This window comes from Pseudomonas sp. AD21 (assembly GCF_002878485.1).
Classification (GTDB): domain Bacteria; phylum Pseudomonadota; class Gammaproteobacteria; order Pseudomonadales; family Pseudomonadaceae; genus Aquipseudomonas.
In genome coordinates this window covers 1-16,594 of the sequence record NZ_NQYG01000046.1, presented here as the reverse complement: position 1 = coordinate 16,594, position 16,594 = coordinate 1, and the positions used below count along the sequence as shown (strand labels likewise).

15 protein-coding genes are annotated in these 16,594 nt (G+C 59.6%); 6 read left to right on the top strand and 9 right to left on the bottom strand.

Annotated elements, in window-relative coordinates; all coding sequences use genetic code 11:
* The first annotated feature begins 64 nt into the window (after positions 1-64).
* Both PseAD21_RS21935 and PseAD21_RS21930 read left to right on the top strand, forming a co-directional pair.
* Complete coding sequence (locus PseAD21_RS21935; protein ID WP_242207617.1) at positions 65-403, top strand: type II toxin-antitoxin system Phd/YefM family antitoxin; 339 nt, start codon at positions 65-67, stop codon at positions 401-403.
* On the top strand, positions 400-777 hold the full coding sequence (locus tag PseAD21_RS21930; protein ID WP_064389299.1) for a type II toxin-antitoxin system VapC family toxin: 378 nt from the start codon (positions 400-402) through the stop codon (positions 775-777). The genes PseAD21_RS21935 and PseAD21_RS21930 overlap by 4 nt, the downstream gene beginning before the upstream one ends.
* Positions 778-1,011: 234 nt before the next feature.
* On the opposite strand, the gene PseAD21_RS21925 is transcribed toward PseAD21_RS21930, so the two are convergent.
* Genes PseAD21_RS21925 through PseAD21_RS21900 form a run of 6 tightly spaced genes read right to left on the bottom strand, consistent with a single transcriptional unit; the run spans position 1,012 to position 6,967 of the window.
* On the bottom strand, positions 1,012-2,754 hold the full coding sequence (locus PseAD21_RS21925; RefSeq protein ID WP_102357791.1) for an ABC transporter substrate-binding protein: 1,743 nt from the start codon (positions 2,752-2,754) through the stop codon (positions 1,012-1,014).
* A 47-nt stretch (positions 2,755-2,801) separates the two neighbouring features.
* Positions 2,802-3,074: a DUF2160 domain-containing protein gene (locus PseAD21_RS21920; RefSeq protein ID WP_102357790.1), complete on the bottom strand. Its 273-nt coding sequence runs from the start codon at positions 3,072-3,074 to the stop codon at positions 2,802-2,804.
* A 10-nt stretch (positions 3,075-3,084) separates the two neighbouring features.
* Positions 3,085-3,885 carry a carbohydrate ABC transporter permease gene (locus PseAD21_RS21915; protein WP_102357788.1) on the bottom strand — a complete coding sequence of 267 codons (801 nt, stop codon included), beginning with the start codon at positions 3,883-3,885 and terminating at the stop codon, positions 3,085-3,087.
* Positions 3,886-3,894: 9 nt separating this feature from the next.
* Entirely contained in the window at positions 3,895-4,761 is an 867-nt protein-coding gene (locus PseAD21_RS21910) for a carbohydrate ABC transporter permease (RefSeq protein WP_102357787.1), read from the bottom strand.
* Positions 4,758-5,873 carry an ABC transporter ATP-binding protein gene (locus PseAD21_RS21905; RefSeq protein WP_102357785.1) on the bottom strand — a complete coding sequence of 372 codons (1,116 nt, stop codon included), beginning with the start codon at positions 5,871-5,873 and terminating at the stop codon, positions 4,758-4,760. Before PseAD21_RS21905 ends, PseAD21_RS21910 begins: the two co-directional genes overlap by 4 nt.
* Positions 5,873-6,967 carry an ABC transporter ATP-binding protein gene (locus PseAD21_RS21900; protein WP_102357784.1) on the bottom strand — a complete coding sequence of 365 codons (1,095 nt, stop codon included), beginning with the start codon at positions 6,965-6,967 and terminating at the stop codon, positions 5,873-5,875. Before PseAD21_RS21900 ends, PseAD21_RS21905 begins: the two co-directional genes overlap by 1 nt.
* Positions 6,968-7,349: 382 nt before the next feature.
* Between PseAD21_RS21900 and PseAD21_RS21895 the strand changes: the two genes are divergently transcribed.
* Together PseAD21_RS21895 and PseAD21_RS21890 are read left to right on the top strand one after the other, a co-directional pair.
* Positions 7,350-9,200, top strand: a complete 1,851-nt coding sequence (locus tag PseAD21_RS21895; protein ID WP_102357782.1) for a sigma-54-dependent Fis family transcriptional regulator — start codon at positions 7,350-7,352, stop codon at positions 9,198-9,200.
* A 254-nt stretch (positions 9,201-9,454) separates the two neighbouring features.
* Entirely contained in the window at positions 9,455-10,327 is an 873-nt protein-coding gene (locus tag PseAD21_RS21890; RefSeq protein WP_102357781.1) for an undecaprenyl-diphosphate phosphatase, read from the top strand.
* Between the two features lie 67 nt (positions 10,328-10,394).
* Here PseAD21_RS21890 and PseAD21_RS21885 read toward each other — a convergent pair whose 3' ends face one another.
* The 3 genes from PseAD21_RS21885 to PseAD21_RS21875 form a co-directional block, all read right to left on the bottom strand.
* Entirely contained in the window at positions 10,395-11,603 is a 1,209-nt protein-coding gene (locus tag PseAD21_RS21885) for an MFS transporter (protein WP_102357779.1), read from the bottom strand.
* Positions 11,604-11,946: 343 nt separating this feature from the next.
* Entirely contained in the window at positions 11,947-13,329 is a 1,383-nt protein-coding gene (gene cysS, locus PseAD21_RS21880) for a cysteine--tRNA ligase (RefSeq protein ID WP_008082133.1), read from the bottom strand.
* 21 nt (positions 13,330-13,350) lie between these two features.
* Complete coding sequence (locus tag PseAD21_RS21875; protein ID WP_102357778.1) at positions 13,351-15,048, bottom strand: glutamine--tRNA ligase/YqeY domain fusion protein; 1,698 nt, start codon at positions 15,046-15,048, stop codon at positions 13,351-13,353.
* A gap of 249 nt (positions 15,049-15,297) precedes the next feature.
* Between PseAD21_RS21875 and PseAD21_RS21870 the strand changes: the two genes are divergently transcribed.
* Both PseAD21_RS21870 and lpxH read left to right on the top strand, forming a co-directional pair.
* Entirely contained in the window at positions 15,298-15,804 is a 507-nt protein-coding gene (locus PseAD21_RS21870; protein WP_102357776.1) for a peptidylprolyl isomerase, read from the top strand.
* A complete protein-coding gene (gene lpxH, locus PseAD21_RS21865; RefSeq protein WP_102357775.1) occupies positions 15,801-16,553 on the top strand; it encodes a UDP-2,3-diacylglucosamine diphosphatase in 753 nt (250 codons plus the stop codon). Before PseAD21_RS21870 ends, lpxH begins: the two co-directional genes overlap by 4 nt.
* The last annotated feature ends 41 nt before the right edge of the window (positions 16,554-16,594 follow it).

The window sequence follows — 16,594 nt, the reverse complement described above, 5'->3', positions numbered from 1 at the left end:
CCAGTTTGAGTACATAGCTCTATGGTGGAGGCATGGCAGAAGGAAAACCGACGAGAGGCTAAAAATGAACAGGGATATCGTTTGCGAATGGGCTGAAGAAGTCTATGGTTTGGCAGCGTTGAAATATTCTGGCTATATTTGTCCAGAATACAGGGGTGAGCTGATGATCATCGTTCCGCTGGCTGAAGCCAAAAACAATTTATCCAAACTCGTCGATGATGCCGCTGCTGGCCAAGTCATCACGATTGCCAAGCATGGCCGGGCGATGGCGCGCCTCGTTCCCGTAGGAAAACCCAGCGCTCAGCGTATTGGCGCAATGAAAGGCAAACTGGTGTTGCCCGATGATTTCGATTCACCATTGCCCGATGAAATGCTTGATGCATTTGAGGGCACTCAAGCATGAGGCTTCTGCTCGACACGCACATTTTGCTCTGGACACTCAGTGATGACGCCAGACTGTCCGGCAAAGCCAGAAAACTGATTGAGAACGCCGCCGAAATCTACATCAGTGCCGCCACCTTCTGGGAAATGGCGATCAAGGTCGGGCTCGGCAAGCTGAATGTTGATCTGGAAGAAATCCGCCAATATTGTCTCGACAGTGGCTTTATCGAACTGCCAGTGACTGCAGAGCACGCCATCGCCGTGAAGGATCTTGAGCACCATCATCGCGATCCGTTTGACCGCATTATCGTGGCCACAGCAATGACCGAACCGATGAAGTTGCTCACGGCTGATGCTTTGGTTGCTCGCTACACCGATCTGGCTGTTCTGGTCTGATCAAGACACATCCAGTACCGGCACACATCAATGCTGGCGGCGCGTCAGTCGATATCTTTTTCGTCTGACACGCCGCTATCGCGAGCAGGCGAAGGCCTACAGGTTTTTGTGTCGTTCACAGATGCGGTGTACGCCGCGAACCTCTGTGGGAGCGAGCCTGCTCGCGAAAGCGGTAGATCAGGCAGTAAAGAAAACGGCACCTTCCGGTGCCGTTCGCCTTTTACACATCAGCCATCACTTGCGCGCATCCGCCCATGATTTCAGCAGTTGGTTGTAGCTCACAGTCTCGCCCTGGGGCTTCTCGTTGGCCAGTTTCGGCTTCGGTGCGCCCGGCTGATCGAACCAGTACTGCGCGTCGCGTTCCGGGTTCATCTTCGGTGCGCAAGTGGCCTGGGCCTTGGAGCGTTCGAGGCGCGTCATGATCGCGTCCTGATCCTTGGCCAGGCCATCCAGCGCCTGCTGCGGGGTTTTCTCGCCGCTGGCCGCTTCGGCGATGTGGCTCCACCACAATTGCGCCAGACGCGGATAGTCCGGCACGTTGGTCCCGGTCGGGGTCCATTGCACGCGGGCCGGGCTGCGGTAGAACTCGACCAGGCCACCGAGTTTCGGCGCCAGATCGGTCATTGCCTGCGAGTTGATGTCCGACTCGCGAATCGGCGTCAGACCCACAATGGTTTTCTTCAGCGACACCGTTTTCGAGGTGACGAACTGCGCGTACAGCCACGCCGCGAGTTTCTGTTTCTCTGGCGTGGACTTCATGAACGTCCACGAACCCACGTCCTGATACCCCAGCTTCATGCCCTCTTCCCAATACGGTCCGCGCGGCGATGGCGCCATGCGCCATTTCGGCGTGCCGTCGGCGTTGACCACCGGCAGGCCGGGTTTGGTCATGTCGGCGGTGAACGCGGTGTACCAGAAGATCTGCTGGGCGATGTTGCCTTGCGACGGCACCGGGCCAGACTCGGAGAAGGTCATGCCCGCCGCTTCCGGTGGCGCATAAGCCTTCAACCAATCGACGTATTTCTGCGTAGCGAACACGGCGGCCGGGCCGTTGGTGTCGCCGCCGCGAGTCACGCTGGAACCGACTGGATGGCAATCCTCGACGCGAATACCCCATTCGTCCACCGGCAAACCGTTGGGCAGACCCTTGTCGCCGCCACCGGCCATGGAGAACCAGGCATCGGTAAAACGCCAGCCCAGCGACGGGTCTTTCTTGCCGTAGTCCATGTGCCCGTAGACGCGCTTGCCGTCGATTTCCTTGACGTCTTCGCTGAAGAATTTGGCGATGTCTTCATAGGCCGACCAGTTCACCGGCACACCGAGTTCGTAGCCGTACTTTTCCTTGAACTTGGCTTTCAGATCGGCACGCTCAAACCAGTCGGCGCGGAACCAGTAGAGGTTGGCGAACTGCTGATCAGGCAGTTGATAGATCTTGCCATCCGGCGCGGTGGTGAACGAGATGCCGATGAAGTCCTTGATGTCGAGGGTCGGCGAGGTGAAATTCTTGCCTTCGTTGGCCATCAGGTCGGTGATCGATTCGGTCTTGCCGTAGCGAAAGTGCGTACCGATCAGGTCCGAGTCGTTGACCCAGCCGTCGTAGATGTTCTTGTCCGACTGCATCACTGTCTGCATTTTCTCCACCACGTCGCCTTCTTGCAGCAGGTCGTGGGTGAGTTTGATCCCGGTGATTTCGGTGAAGGCCTTGGCCAGCACCTTGGACTCGTATTCGTGGGTGGTCAGGGTCTCGGAAACCACTTTGATTTCCATGCCGCGAAACGGCTCGGCGGCCTTGATGAACCACTTCAGTTCTTCGAGCTGCTGATCGGCCGTCAGGGTCGACGGTTTGAATTCGCTGCCGATCCATTTTTTCGCAGCGTCTTCATAGGCATCGGCCCAGGCAGATGCGCTCAAACCGCTGAGTGCCAGCATGGCTGCCAATGAAATGCTATGTCGCAGCTTATTGTTTTTATCGAACATAGAGACCTCCAGTTAGAGTTTCGGAGCACGATTGCCGAGCGACTCGACTAGCCCCAGCGCATCACAGCCAACAGCCACACCAGGGACAACGCGGACGCCACCCAGATGCTCCAGTCGGTGACGCCGATTACCAGCAGATGCAGGTAGGCGCTGCCGAGAAGACCGATGAACAAGCGATCGCCACGGGTGGTGGCAATCGGCAGAAAACCTCGCCGCAGGATGCTCGGCGAACGCAATTCCCAAGTGGTCATGCCCACCAGCAGCAGGCCGATGGCGATAAAGAACCCCGCCGTGGGGGTGGTCCAGCTCATCCATTCCATCATGCGTTCCTCAGACCCGACCCAGGGCAAAGCCCTTGGCCACGTGGTTGCGAACAAACCAGATCACCAGCATGCCCGGCAGGATAGTCAGCACCCCCGCCGCCGCCAGCACGCCCCAGTCGATGCCCGACGCCGACACCGTGCGCGTCATGACGGCTGCGATCGGCTTGGCGTTGACCGAGGTCAACGTTCGCGCCAACAGCAGTTCGACCCAGGAAAACATGAAGCAGAAAAACGCCGTCACACCGATGCCGGAGCCGATCAGCGGAATGAAAATCTTCACGAAGAACTTGGGAAAGCTGTAGCCGTCGATGTAGGCGGTTTCGTCGATTTCCTTGGGCACGCCGGACATGAAGCCTTCAAGAATCCACACCGCCAACGGCACGTTGAACAGGCAGTGCGCCAATGCGACGGCGATGTGCGTGTCGAACAGCCCAATCGACGAATACAACTGGAAGAACGGCAGCAAAAACACCGCCGGCGGCGCCATGCGGTTGGTCAGCAGCCAGAAGAACAAGTGCTTGTCGCCGAGAAAGCGGTAGCGCGAAAACGCATAGGCCGCCGGCAGCGCCACACTCAGCGAAATCACCGTGTTCAGGCTCACGTAATACAGCGAGTTGAGATAACCGTTGTACCAACTCGGGTCAGTGAAGATCACCTTGTAGTTGTGCCAAGTGAAATCCTGCGGAAACAGCGTCAGGCCGCCGAGGATCTCGGTGTTGCTCTTGAACGACATGTTCAGCAGCCAGTAGATCGGCACCAGCAGGAACAGGATGTACACCAGCAACGGAATAAGCTTTCTTTTGCTCATGGCCGGGCCTCAGCGGTTGGCGTCGGAATGGGTCATGGCGGTGTAGAACAGCCACGAGACCAGCAGGATGATCAGGAAGTACACCAGCGAAAACGCCGCCGCCGGCCCCAGATCGAATTGGCCGACGGCCATCTGCGTCAAGGTCTGACTGAGGAAGGTCGTGGCATTGCCCGGCCCGCCGCCGGTGAGTACGAACGGCTCGGTGTAGATCATGAAACTGTCCATGAAACGCAGCATCACCGCGATCAGCAACACGCTTTTCAGCTTCGGCAATTGAATGTGCCGGAACACCGCCCAGGCCGAGGCTCGATCAATCCGCGCCGCCTGGTAATACACATCGGGAATCGCTCGCAGCCCGGAAAAACACAGCAACGCCACTAACGAGGTCCAGTGCCAGACGTCCATCACCAGCACCGTCACCCAGGCGTCCATGGTGTTGGCCGCGTAGTTGTAACTGATGCCCAGCGCATTCAGGCTCGACCCGAGCAGACCAATGTCGGCACGGCCGAAGATCTGCCAGATGGTGCCGACCACATTCCACGGGATCAGCAACGGAATCGCCAGAATGATCAGCACCACCGACGACCAGCGGCCCTTGGTCGGCATGGTCAGGGCGATGCCGATGCCCAGCGGAATTTCAATCAGCAGCACGCACGCCGAGTAGATGAACTGGCGCAACAACGAGTCATGCAAACGCGGATCGAGCAGCACCTGCTTGTACCAGTCGGCACCGACGAAGTAGCGGCTGGACTGGTCGAAGATGTCCTGCACCGAGTAGTTGACCACGGTCATCATCGGGATCACCGCGCTGAACGCCACCAGCAGAAACACCGGCAACACCAGCCACCAGGCCTTGTTGTTCTGCACCTTGTTCATGGCTGCACCTCGGTAGGGTCGGTGTCTTCCAGGAGGAATTCGTCGGCATAGACCATCAGCCACTGCGCCGGAAAACTGATGTACGCCGTGCCCTGCGGCACCGGTTTGTCTTCGGCCAGACGCACCTTCAGCGGCGCGCCATCGAGGTCGAGGGTGAGGATCTTGTAGGTGCCAAGGTCTTCGACGTGTACCACCCGGGCCTGCATCGCCTCATCAAACGGCTCGTCCCAGACGTGAATGAATTCCGGGCGGATGCCGACCTTCAGGTTTTTCCACTGACCGTGTTCGATATGCCGCTGCAGGGCGTCGGGCAGTGGCAGGTGCGTCGAAGCGAAACCGACCCCGCCCGGTTGTGGCTGCACCTCGATCAGGTTCATCCCCGGGCTGCCGATGAAGTAGCCGACAAAGGTGTGGCTCGGCCGCTCGAACAATTCCCGTGGCGTGCCGAACTGGACGATCTGGCCGCCGTACATCACCGCAATCTTGTCGGCGAAAGTCGAGGCTTCCAGTTGATCGTGGGTGACGTAGACCATGGTGATGTTGAACTGCTCGTGGATCTGCTTGAGCTTGCGCCGCAGCTTCCACTTCAGGTGCGGGTCGATCACCGTCAGCGGTTCATCGAAGAGGATCGCCGAGACGTCGTCGCGCACCAGACCCCGGCCCATGGATACTTTCTGCTTTTCGTCGGCGGTAAGGTTACGGGCCTTCTTGCTCAGCAGGTTTTGCAGGTCGAGGACTTCGGCGATTTCCTGCACTTTACTGTGCACCTTCGCCTCGGCCATGCCCTGATTTCTCAAGGGGAAAGCCAGGTTATCGAACACGCTCATGGTGTCGTAGACCACCGGGAACTGGAACACCTGGGCGATGTTGCGCTTCTCCGGGGTCAGGTCGTTGACCGCTTTGCCATCGAACAGCACATGCCCTTGCGAGGGGCTGAGCAGGCCGGAAATGATGTTTAGCAAGGTCGACTTGCCGCAACCCGACGGCCCGAGCAGAGCGTAAGCGCCGCCCTGCTCCCAGACGTGATCCATCTCGCGGATCGCGTAATCCTCCGCGCCGCCCGGGGTTTTGCTGTAGCTGTGGGCGAGGTGCTGCAAACGGATTTCGGCCATCAGGCAACCCTCGCGACACGTTGGCCCGGTGCCTGCACCAGACGGCCCTGCGCATCGAAAACAAACAGTTTGTGGGTCGGGATGTAAATACGGATCGGCGCATCGACGTCGTATTCGTGAACCCCGGGCAGGTGCAGCACCAACAGGAAATGCTCGTTGCGCACGTGCAGGAAGGTTTCCGAACCGCTGATCTCGGCGACTTCGACGGTGACCGCCAGTTCGAGGTCGTCATCGTTGCTCGGCACCAGCGAGATGTGGCTGGGACGCACACCAAAACGGAACTCGCCCTCGCCCACCGGGCGCAGATCGACGTTCAACGGGAAGTGCACAAAGTTGGCGAAACTGACTTCGTTACCGGCGATGCGCCCGGGCATCAGGTTGATCGGTGGTTCGGAGAACAATTCGGCGGCGAGCACGGTTTGCGGCTGGTGATACACCGAAGTCGACGGGCCGCTCTGAATCACTCGGCCTTCGTGAAGAATCGTCGTGGTGCCGCCGAGTGCCAGCGCTTCGTTGGGTTCGGTGGTGGCGTAGATGGCGATGGTGTGGCGCGCCTTGAACAGCTCGCGCATTTCCTGGCGCAGTTCTTCGCGCAGCTTGTAATCGAGGTTGACCAGCGGCTCATCGAAGAGGATCAGCTCGGCATCCTTGACCAGCGCCCGGGCCATGGCCGTGCGCTGCTGCTGGCCGCCGGAAAGCTCCAGTGGAAAGCGCTGCAGGAACTTCTCGATGCGCAGCATCCGCGCGGTTTCTTCGACCTTGCTGTGGATGAGTTCCTTGGCGACACCGGCCTGACGCAACGGCGAGGCGATGTTTTCGAACACGGTCATGGTCGGGTAGTTGATGAACTGCTGATAGACCATCGACACGTTGCGCAGACGCACCGGCCGTTGGGTGACGTCGACGCCGTTCATCAGGATGCGGCCGCTGTCGGGCTTATCGAGCCCGGCCATTAATCGCATCAGGCTGGTCTTGCCGGACAGGGTCCGCCCGAGCAGAACGTTGAAGGATCCGGGTTCGAATTTCAGGCACGCATCGTCGATCCAGGTCTGGCCCTCGACGGTACGGCTGACGTGCTCCAGGGTGAGTGACATGGCTCGGCCTTTTTATTATTGGAGTCAAGCGACCTGTGCAGCAGAGCGACATTCGTGCCAGAAATGGCAAGTGGTTGATTTGTCGTGAAAAGTGCCGAAAACGCGGAAGACGGGTGTTCATTGCTGAACACATTTGAACAATTAGGCGATTGACAATGAACAATCGTGAACAACACTCTATGAACGCTTTTTGCCCAAATTTTGTGAACGATGAAAATCCAATGTGGGAGCGGGCTTGCTCGCGAAGACGGTGTGTCAGTCGATGTAAATGTGTCTGATATACCGCATTCGCGAGCAAGCCCGCTCCCACCGTTTTGATTTGTGTTGTTTTTGAAAGTAGTGCCATAACAACAATAAAAATGCCCTTCAGAGGCGTACCGCCATGGCCGCACCTGCCCCGCCGTTGTCCCACGACGCGCTCGTCCAGACTTCCTGGCAACGTTGCCGCGCCTTCGGTCTCAACCATCAAAGCGCTCCGGCCTTCGATCAATTGCCTGCCAGCGGCATCGCGCAGTTGCTCGACCGTCACCACTCGCTGGTGCAGACCACCCATCAGGAAGTCCTGCCCTACTACGAGAACATCCTGAGCAACTCCAACTGCCTGATCATGCTCGCTGACAATCAGGGCCAGGTGCTGACGTCGTGGGGCACCCAGCGGTTTATCGAGCCAAGCCTGGCCCGCGGTTTCAGCGCCGGGGCGAGCTGGATGGAACGCGCCAGCGGCACCAATGCGATCGGCACAGCGCTGGCCTGCGAACAAGCGGTGCACATCGAGCACGACGAGCATTTCCTCAAGGCCAACCGTTTCATGACCGGTTCCGCCGCACCGATTTTCGACGCCGAACGCAAGGTAATCGCAGTGCTTGACGTGTCCAGCGACAGCTATCTGCCGCCCTCGCACACCCTGGGCATGGTCAAGATGATGAGTCAGACCGTGGAGAACCGGTTGATCCTCAACCTGTTCCACGGCCAGCACTTTCAACTGACCTTCAACACCGGGTTGAACAACCTCGACAGTCAGTGGGCCGGGTTGTTGATTTTCGATGAGAGCGGTCAGGTGCTATCGGCCAATCGCCGGGCGGACAATCTGCTCGGCGTGCGCCTGTCGCGGGTCAGTGTCGAGAGCCTGTTCAACGTGTCGCTGCTGGAGCTGATGAACCAGCCCGACGGCTTGCCGTTCGCCCTGCAGACCTCGGGACGCAACCGCTTCCAGTGTTTATTGAAGCGACCGAAACAGGCGCCGATTCAGCCTCGGGTATTTGCCGAACCCAAACCCGCGCCAACGCCGACCAAAGCGCCGCCGGGGGCAATCAGCCTCAACGCCTTGCACTTTGGCGACAGCCGCGTGGAAAAAGCTGTGCGCCAGGCCGAGCGCCTGCTGGAAAAAGACATCCCGCTGCTGATCCACGGCGAAACCGGGGTCGGCAAGGAGGTCTTCGTCAAAGCCTTGCATCAAGCCAGCTCGCGCAGCAAACAGGCATTCATCGCCGTCAACTGCGCAGCGATCCCCGCTGAACTGGTGGAATCAGAACTGTTCGGCTACGAAAAAGGTGCGTTCACCGGTGCCAACCAGAAAGGCAGCATCGGCCTGATCCGCAAGGCTGACAAAGGCACGTTGTTTCTCGACGAAATCGGCGACATGCCGCTGCCGACTCAGGCGCGGCTGCTGCGGGTGTTGCAGGAGCGCTGCGTGCAGCCGGTGGGCAGCAGCGAGTTGTTCGCGGTGGATCTGCGGATCATCTCGGCGACCAACCGTTCGCTGCGTGAACAGGTGCAATTGGGGCGCTTTCGCGAGGATCTGTATTACCGCATCGGCGGCCTGACCCTGGAGCTGCCGCCGTTGCGCGAACGCAGCGACAGGGAGGCGTTGTTCAAACGCCTGTGGGAGCAGCATCGTGAACCGACGCAATGGGCCGGGCTGAGCCGCGAGGTGCTGGAGTTATTCAGCCGGCATCCGTGGCCAGGCAATCTGCGCCAGGTCAGCAGCGTGATGCAGGTGGCACTGGCGATGGCCGAGGAGCAACCGGTGCGACCGGAGCATTTACCGGATGATTTTTTTGTCGATCTGGAGATGGAGCCGGTGGAGGTGGCGCAGCCGCTGGGGGTTGATCTGAATGATAGCGAGGCGTTGAACCGGGAGTTGTTGGCGGCCGGGGGCAATATTTCGCATCTGGCGCGGCGGTTGGGGGTTAGCCGAAATACCCTTTACAAGCGGTTGCGCCAGGCTGAGTGACAGGCTGACTGGGCGGGCCTCTTCGCGAGCAAGCCCGCTCCCACAGGGGATCAGTGTCGTACACAAGAATCAGATATGACAAAAATCCAATGTGGGAGCGGGCTTGCTCGCGAAAGCTTTAGCCCGGTCAGCGCAGAACTATCAAACCGCCCCCATTGACCGAACCGACTAGACTGTGACGAAATGTTTCAGCTTTTCGCCATGCCTTTGATCCAGACACCTCCCTCCTTTCTTATTCTCACAGGATAAGTGCTTTGACCAACATCTGTTCTACCGGCCTTGATATCGGCTTTGCCTCTCTGGATTACCTGCAGATCGGCATCCTCGGCATCATTCAAGGCATCACCGAGTTACTGCCTGTTTCCTCCACCGCGCACATGCGCATCGTCCCGGCCCTGCTCGGCTGGCCGGATCCCGGCTCGGCGTTTTCTGCAGCGATGCAACTCGCCGCACTGGCGGCGGTGGTCAGTTATTTTTGGCGTGACGTCCGGCAGGTGGTTGGCGGCAGCGTCGAGGCAGTGCGTCAGCGTGACTTCAACAATCAATGGTTCATCCTCGCAGTGGCCATCGTGCTGGCAACGATTCCCATCGGTATCGCCGGCATAGCGCTGTCTTCGACGCTCAATGCCTGCAACTCGCCCCTGCGCGGCCTGATGGTGATCGGGATCTCCTGCGTGGTCATGGCGATTCTGCTGGCCGCTGCCGAGCTTACGTGCCGCCATCGCCGCACGGTGGGCGAGATGCGTCTGCGTGATGCGCTGATCGTCGGGATTGCGCAGATCGGCGCGCTGATTCCCGGGGTGTCACGCTCAGGATCGACGCTGACGGCGGCACTGTTCCTCGACTTCAAACGTGAAGAAGCGGCGCGGTTCTCGTTTCTGCTGGGTTTGCCGGCGATTGCGCTCGCGGGCCTGAAAGAGCTGTGGGTGCTGTTCCATGCCGACCTTCCCGCGTCAGTCTGGGGGCATCTGCTGTTCGGTCTGGTGATCGCCAGCATTTCGGCGTTCTTCGCGATCTGGGGCCTGATGCGTTTTCTTGAGAAGTTCTCCACCTGGCCGTTTGTCATCTACCGCGCGGTGCTGGGGATCTTCCTGATCGTTGCGGTCAGTAGCGGGCTGTTGAGTTGATTTGAACCCCAAAAAACCAGACCCGCACTTGGCGGGTCTGGTTTTTAATGCCTTCCCACAAAGCACGTTACGGGCAAGCCGGCTCAACACTTCTGGTTGCAACGGCACTCAATGTACGCAGCCCGACCAGCACGACCGACACCATCACCACCCCCGCGAAAATCGATACGCCAAACCCTGCCCGAGCGCCGTAAGCGTCAATGATCAACCCCGCCAGCATGCCGCCAAGTGCGACCCCGATGCTGATGCCGGTGGTCATCCATGTCAGCCCTTCAGTGATCCTCGACGGCGGGATGATGATCGTCCCCAGCTTCATCACCACGACCATCGTGGGTGCAAACGATATGCCGGCGATAAACAGCATCGCCGAGAGGACATAAACGTCAGGAGAGAACATGGGCAATACGCCTGTGATTGCCGTGACCAGTATGCCGATAAAGAACTGCTTTTCTATCGCCACGGAAACCTTCAAGGCGCCGAACGTCAGGCCAGCCACAAGCGATCCGAACGCATAGGCTGCGAGAATGAAGGTCGCTGAGCCTGGCCAGTCTTGCGCATTGGCGAAGGCGACAACGGCGACATCGATTGAGCCGCCGATTGCGCCCATCGCCAACAGCGCCAGCACGATGGTCGGAACGCCAGGAATCCGCAGGGTTGAGCCCGTATGCATCGCATGACCCACAACAACCTTGGGTTCAGTCTGGCGTTGCAGGAGAAACGCCGTCACCCCGACGGCCAGCAGTGCGACCGCGACAAGGGGCCCGGCTTCGGCGAAAAAGCTCACGCTCAGGCCGATCGCCAGTGGCGGGCCGATGATGTAAGCGAGTTCAGTCAGCACCGTATCCAGAGAGAACGCCGTGTGCAGCTGCGGCTTGCCCCGGAACAATTGCGTCCAGCGGGCCCTGATCATCGACGGCATGCTGGGCATTGTCCCGGCCAGTGCGGCCAGAACGAAAAGCAATGCCGCCGGCGCCCTCATGTAGACGGCAATGATCAGTGCCAGCAACATGCCAATGCTGAAGGTTGTCACGACAGGCAGCACACGGCTTTGGCCACGCTGATCAACCAGTTTCGAGATGTACGGGCCGATCAGTGCATTGGCCAGGGTAAACGTACCGGCGACGGCGCCGGCCAGCCAGTAAACACCGGTTTGCTCCACGAGCATGGTAATGATGCCAATGCCGATCATCGCCTGCGGCAATCGCGCGATAGAACTCGCGAGCACCAACCCCGTGGCACCGGGGGTCGTCAGCAGCTCGCGATAGTGATTAGCCATGATGTCTCCATTCCAAATCGTCGCCGCTCAGCATCCGGCTGAGCGCGTTGCCGACATCAAGACCTACGCGAACGTCAAAAGCAATCCCTCACCCCAGCCCTCTCCAGGGGGAGAGGGAGCCGACCGAGGTGCCTGGCGCTGTACATCGACCTGAAAGATCCAGTCGATTATGGATTCGGCACAACACGTTCAGGTCGGTGTATCCCTCCAGCATCCCCCAATCAGTCCCCTCTCCTGGGGGAGAGGGTTAGGGCGAGGGCGTAATCTGGGAACAGCACAAACCTCCAAACCAGCAGAAAAAAAACCCGCACAAGGCGGGTTTTGTTTTGCAGCGATCAAGCAATCAGTCAGCCAGACGCCAGGTCGTGCCGCCCTTGCCGTCTTCCAGCACCACGCCCATGGCGGTGAGCTGGTCGCGGATGCGGTCGGATTCGGCCCAGTCCTTGCCGGCGCGTGCCGCCAGACGCGCAGCGATCAGCGCGTCGACTTCGGCTGCATCGACACGCCCTTCGGCACCGGCCTGCAGGAAGTCATCGGCTTCGAGTTGCAACACGCCCAGCACGCTCGCCAGTTCTTTCAGACGTGCCGCCAGGCCCGCCGCTGCATCGAGATCGCTCTCGCGCAGACGGTTGATCTCACGGACCATCTCGAAGAGCACGGCGCAGGCTTCCGGGGTGCCGAAGTCGTCGTTCATCACCGTGGTGAAACGCTCGACGAACGCTTCGCCGCCGGCCGGCGCCACAGTCGGCAGGCCTTTCAACGCGTGGTAGAAACGCTCGAGTGCGCCTTTGGCGTCCTTGAGGTTGTCTTCCGAATAGTTGATCGCGCTGCGGTAGTGGCTCGACACCAGCAGGTAACGCACGACTTCCGGGTGGTACTTTTCCAGCACGTCGCGAATGGTGAAGAAGTTGTTCAAGGACTTGGACATCTTCTCGCCATTGATACGAATCATGCCGCAATGCATCCACGCGTTGGCGTAGGTCTTGCCGGTGGCCGCTTCGCTCTGGGCGATTTCGTTTTCGTGGTGCGGGAACTCGAGATCGCTGCCGCCGCCATGAATGTCGAAGGTCTCGCCCAGGCAGCAGGTGGACATCACCGAGCACTCGATGTGCCAGCCCGGACGCCCGGCGCCCCACGGCGATTCCCAGCTCGGCTCGCCCGGTTTGGTGGCTTTCCACAGCACGAAGTCCAGCGGATCCTGCTTGGCTTCGTCAACTTCGATCCGCGCGCCGATGCGCAGGTCTTCGATCTTCTTGCGCGACAGCTTGCCGTAACCCATGAACTTGGCAACGCGGTAGTACACGTCACCATTGCCTGGGGCGTAGGCGTAACCCTTGTCGATCAGCGTCTGGATCATGCTCAGCATGCCCGGAATATGATCGGTGGCACGCGGCTCCATGTCCGGCTTGAGGATGTTGAGCCGCGCCTCGTCCTCGTGCATCGCGGTGATCATGCGCTCGGTCAGCGCGTCGTACGGCTCGCCGTTTTCGCGAGCACGATTGATGATCTTGTCTTCGATGTCGGTGATGTTGCGCACGTACGTCAGGTTATAACCGCTGAATCGCAACCAGCGGGTCACCAGGTCGAACGCGACCATGCTGCGGCCGTGGCCAATGTGGCAGTAGTCGTACACGGTCATCCCGCACACGTACATGCGCACATTGTTGCCATCAAGCGGCTTGAAGACTTCTTTGCTCTTGGTGAGCGTGTTGTAGATCGTTAGCACGTTGGTTTCCTTGACGCTGAATCACTGGCCCCACGAATCACGCAGGGTCACGGTACGGTTGAATACCGGCTGACCTGGTTTCGAGTCCTTGATATCGGCAACGAAGTAGCCTTCGCGCTCGAACTGGAAACGGTCTTCCGGCTGTGCATTGCCAAGCGATGGCTCAGCACGACAACCGGTCAGCACTTGCAGTGAGTCAGGGTTGATGTTGTCGAGGAAACTCGCGCTGTCTTCAGCCTTCTCAGGGTTGGCCGAACGGAACAGGCGATCGTACAGACGCACTTCGCACTCGATGCTGGCAGCGGCCGGCACCCAGTGGATCACGCCTTTGACCTTGCGGCCTTCAGGGTTCTTGCCGAGGGTTTGCGGATCGTACGAGCAACGCAGCTCGACGATGTTGCCGTCGGCGTCCTTGATCGCTTCGTCGGCACGGATCACGTAGCTGCCGCGCAGGCGCACTTCGCCACCGGCTTCCAGGCGTTTGTAGCCCTTCGGTGGCTCTTCCATGAAGTCTTCACGGTCGATGTAGATTTCCCGGGCGAACGGCAGAGCGCGCACGCCCATGTCTTCTTTCGGGTGACGCGGCAGTTCGAGGTTCTCGACCTGGCCTTCCGGGTAGTTCGTGATCACGACTTTCAGCGGACGCAGCACGCACATGGCGCGCGGGGCGCTGTGGTCCAGATCGTCACGGATGCTGAATTCGAGCATGCCGAAGTCGACCACGCCGTCGGAACGGTTGGTGCCGACCATTTCGCAGAAGTTGCGGATCGATTTCGGCGTGTAGCCACGGCGGCGGAAGCCCGACAGCGTGGACATGCGCGGATCGTCCCAGCCATTGACGTGCTTTTCATCGACCAGTTGCTTGAGCTTGCGCTTGCTGGTGATGGTGTAGTTGAGGTTCAGACGGCTGAACTCGTACTGACGCGGGTGCGCCGGCACTGGCAATGCGTCGAGGAACCACTCGTACAGCGGACGATGGCTTTCGAATTCCAGGGTGCAGATCGAGTGGGTGATGCCTTCGATGGCGTCCGACTGACCGTGGGTGAAGTCATAGTTCGGGTAGATGCACCACTTGTCGCCGGTCTGGTGGTGATGCGCGTGGCGGATGCGATACATGATCGGGTCGCGCAGGTTCATGTTCGGCGAAGCCATGTCGATCTTGGCACGCAGCACGCGGGCGCCGTCCGGGAATTCACCGGCACGCATGCGGGCGAACCAGTCGAGGTTCTCTTCAACGGAACGGTCGCGGAACGGGCTGTTCTTGCCCGGCTCGGTCAGGCTGCCACGGTATTCCTTGGCTTGCTCTGGAGTCAGGTCGTCAACGTAGGCTTTGCCGGCCTTGATCAGCTCAACGGCCCAATCGTGCAACTGGTCGAAATACTGCGAGGCGTAGCGCACTTCGCCGGACCATTCGAAGCCCAGCCATTTGACGTCGCTCTCGATCGCGTCGATGTATTCCTGGTCTTCCTTGGCCGGGTTGGTGTCGTCGAAACGCAGGTGCGTGACGCCGCCGAACTCCTGGGCCAGACCGAAGTTCACGCAGATCGACTTGGCGTGGCCGATGTGCAGGTAGCCGTTGGGCTCAGGCGGGAAACGGGTGACGATCTGGGTGTGCTTGCCCGAGTCCAGGTCTGCCTGGATGATCGGCCGCAGGAAATTGACCGGCACGGCAGGGCCGGACTTGGCATTCGAGGTAGGGTCGACAGTGGGCTTGCTCATAGGATCCTTGACTTACATGTGCGCGGCCGCAGAGGGGGCCAGACAAAACAAAGCCGCTATCATAGCCGATGCTGTCAAGGGGCTGACAGAGCACGGCCTATAAAGGAGCGCATTTAATCGCCGGGATTTGAAAAACAGCCTCGAAATTCGCGCCTGTCACGCTAAACTGCGCACCTTGGCCCACGCTGGCTGAACCGGTTTTGGGGCTCGATGTCCCAAAACCACGAATTCCTCTAAAGAGTAGCGATCATGACTCAAGTTAAATTGACCACCAACTTCGGCGACATCGTCATCGAACTGGACGCGGAAAAAGCGCCAATCACCGTTGCCAACTTTCTCGAATACGTTAAGGCCGGTCATTACGAGAACGTGGTTTTCCATCGTGTGATCAAGGGTTTCATGATCCAGGGCGGCGGTTTCCAGCCTGGCATGCAGGAAAAGAAAGACAAGCGCGCCAGCATCCAGAACGAAGCCGACAACGGCCTGAAGAACGAGAAGTACACCCTGGCCATGGCTCGCACCATGGACCCGCATTCGGCATCGGCGCAGTTCTTCATCAACGCCACCAACAACAGTTTCCTCAACCACACCGCCAAGACCGCTCAGGGCTGGGGCTACGCAGTGTTCGGTAAAGTCGTTGCAGGCACTGACGTTGTCGACAAGATTGAAGGCGTGTCGACCACTTCCAAGTCCGGCCATCAGGACGTACCAGCAGACGACGTGATCATCGAGAAAGCCGAGATCATCGAAGCGTGATATTGCTGATTTCAGACTTGCATCTGGAAGAGGAGCGCCCGGACATTACCCGGGCGTTTCTGGATTTGCTCGCCGGACGCGCCCGCTCGGCGAGTGCGTTGTACATCCTCGGCGACTTTTTCGAGGCGTGGATTGGCGACGATGCCATGACGCCCTTCCAGCGTTCCATCTGCCAGGCCCTGCGCGTATTGAGCGACAGCGGCACGGCGATCTTTCTGATGCACGGCAATCGCGACTTCCTGCTCGGCAAGGCGTTCTGCAAAGAAGCCGGCTGCACGCTGCTGAAGGACCCGAGTGTCGTGCAGTTTTACGGCGAGCCGGTCTTGCTGATGCACGGCGACAGCCTGTGCACCCGCGACGAAGCCTACATGAAGCTGCGTCGCTACCTGCGCAACCCGATCACCCTGTTCATCCTGCGCCATCTGCCACTGAGCACCCGCCATAAACTGGCACGCAAGCTGCGCAGCGAAAGCCGGGCGCAGACGCGGATGAAGGCCAACGACATTGTCGATGTCACGCCGCAAGAGATTCCGCGAATCTTGCAGGAGTACGGGGTGAAAACCCTGATCCACGGGCACACCCATCGCCCGGCGATCCACAAGCTGCAGCTCGGCGAGCAGGCGGCGAAGCGGATTGTGCTGGGGGATTGGGATCGCCAGGGTTGGGCGTTGCAGGTGGATGAAAGCGGCTACGCGTTGGCGCCGTTCGACTTCGCCCCGCCGCCAGCCCTGCCCGCCCCAAGCGCATGATCGTTCCCACGCTCCGCGTGGGAATGCAGCCCGGGACGCTC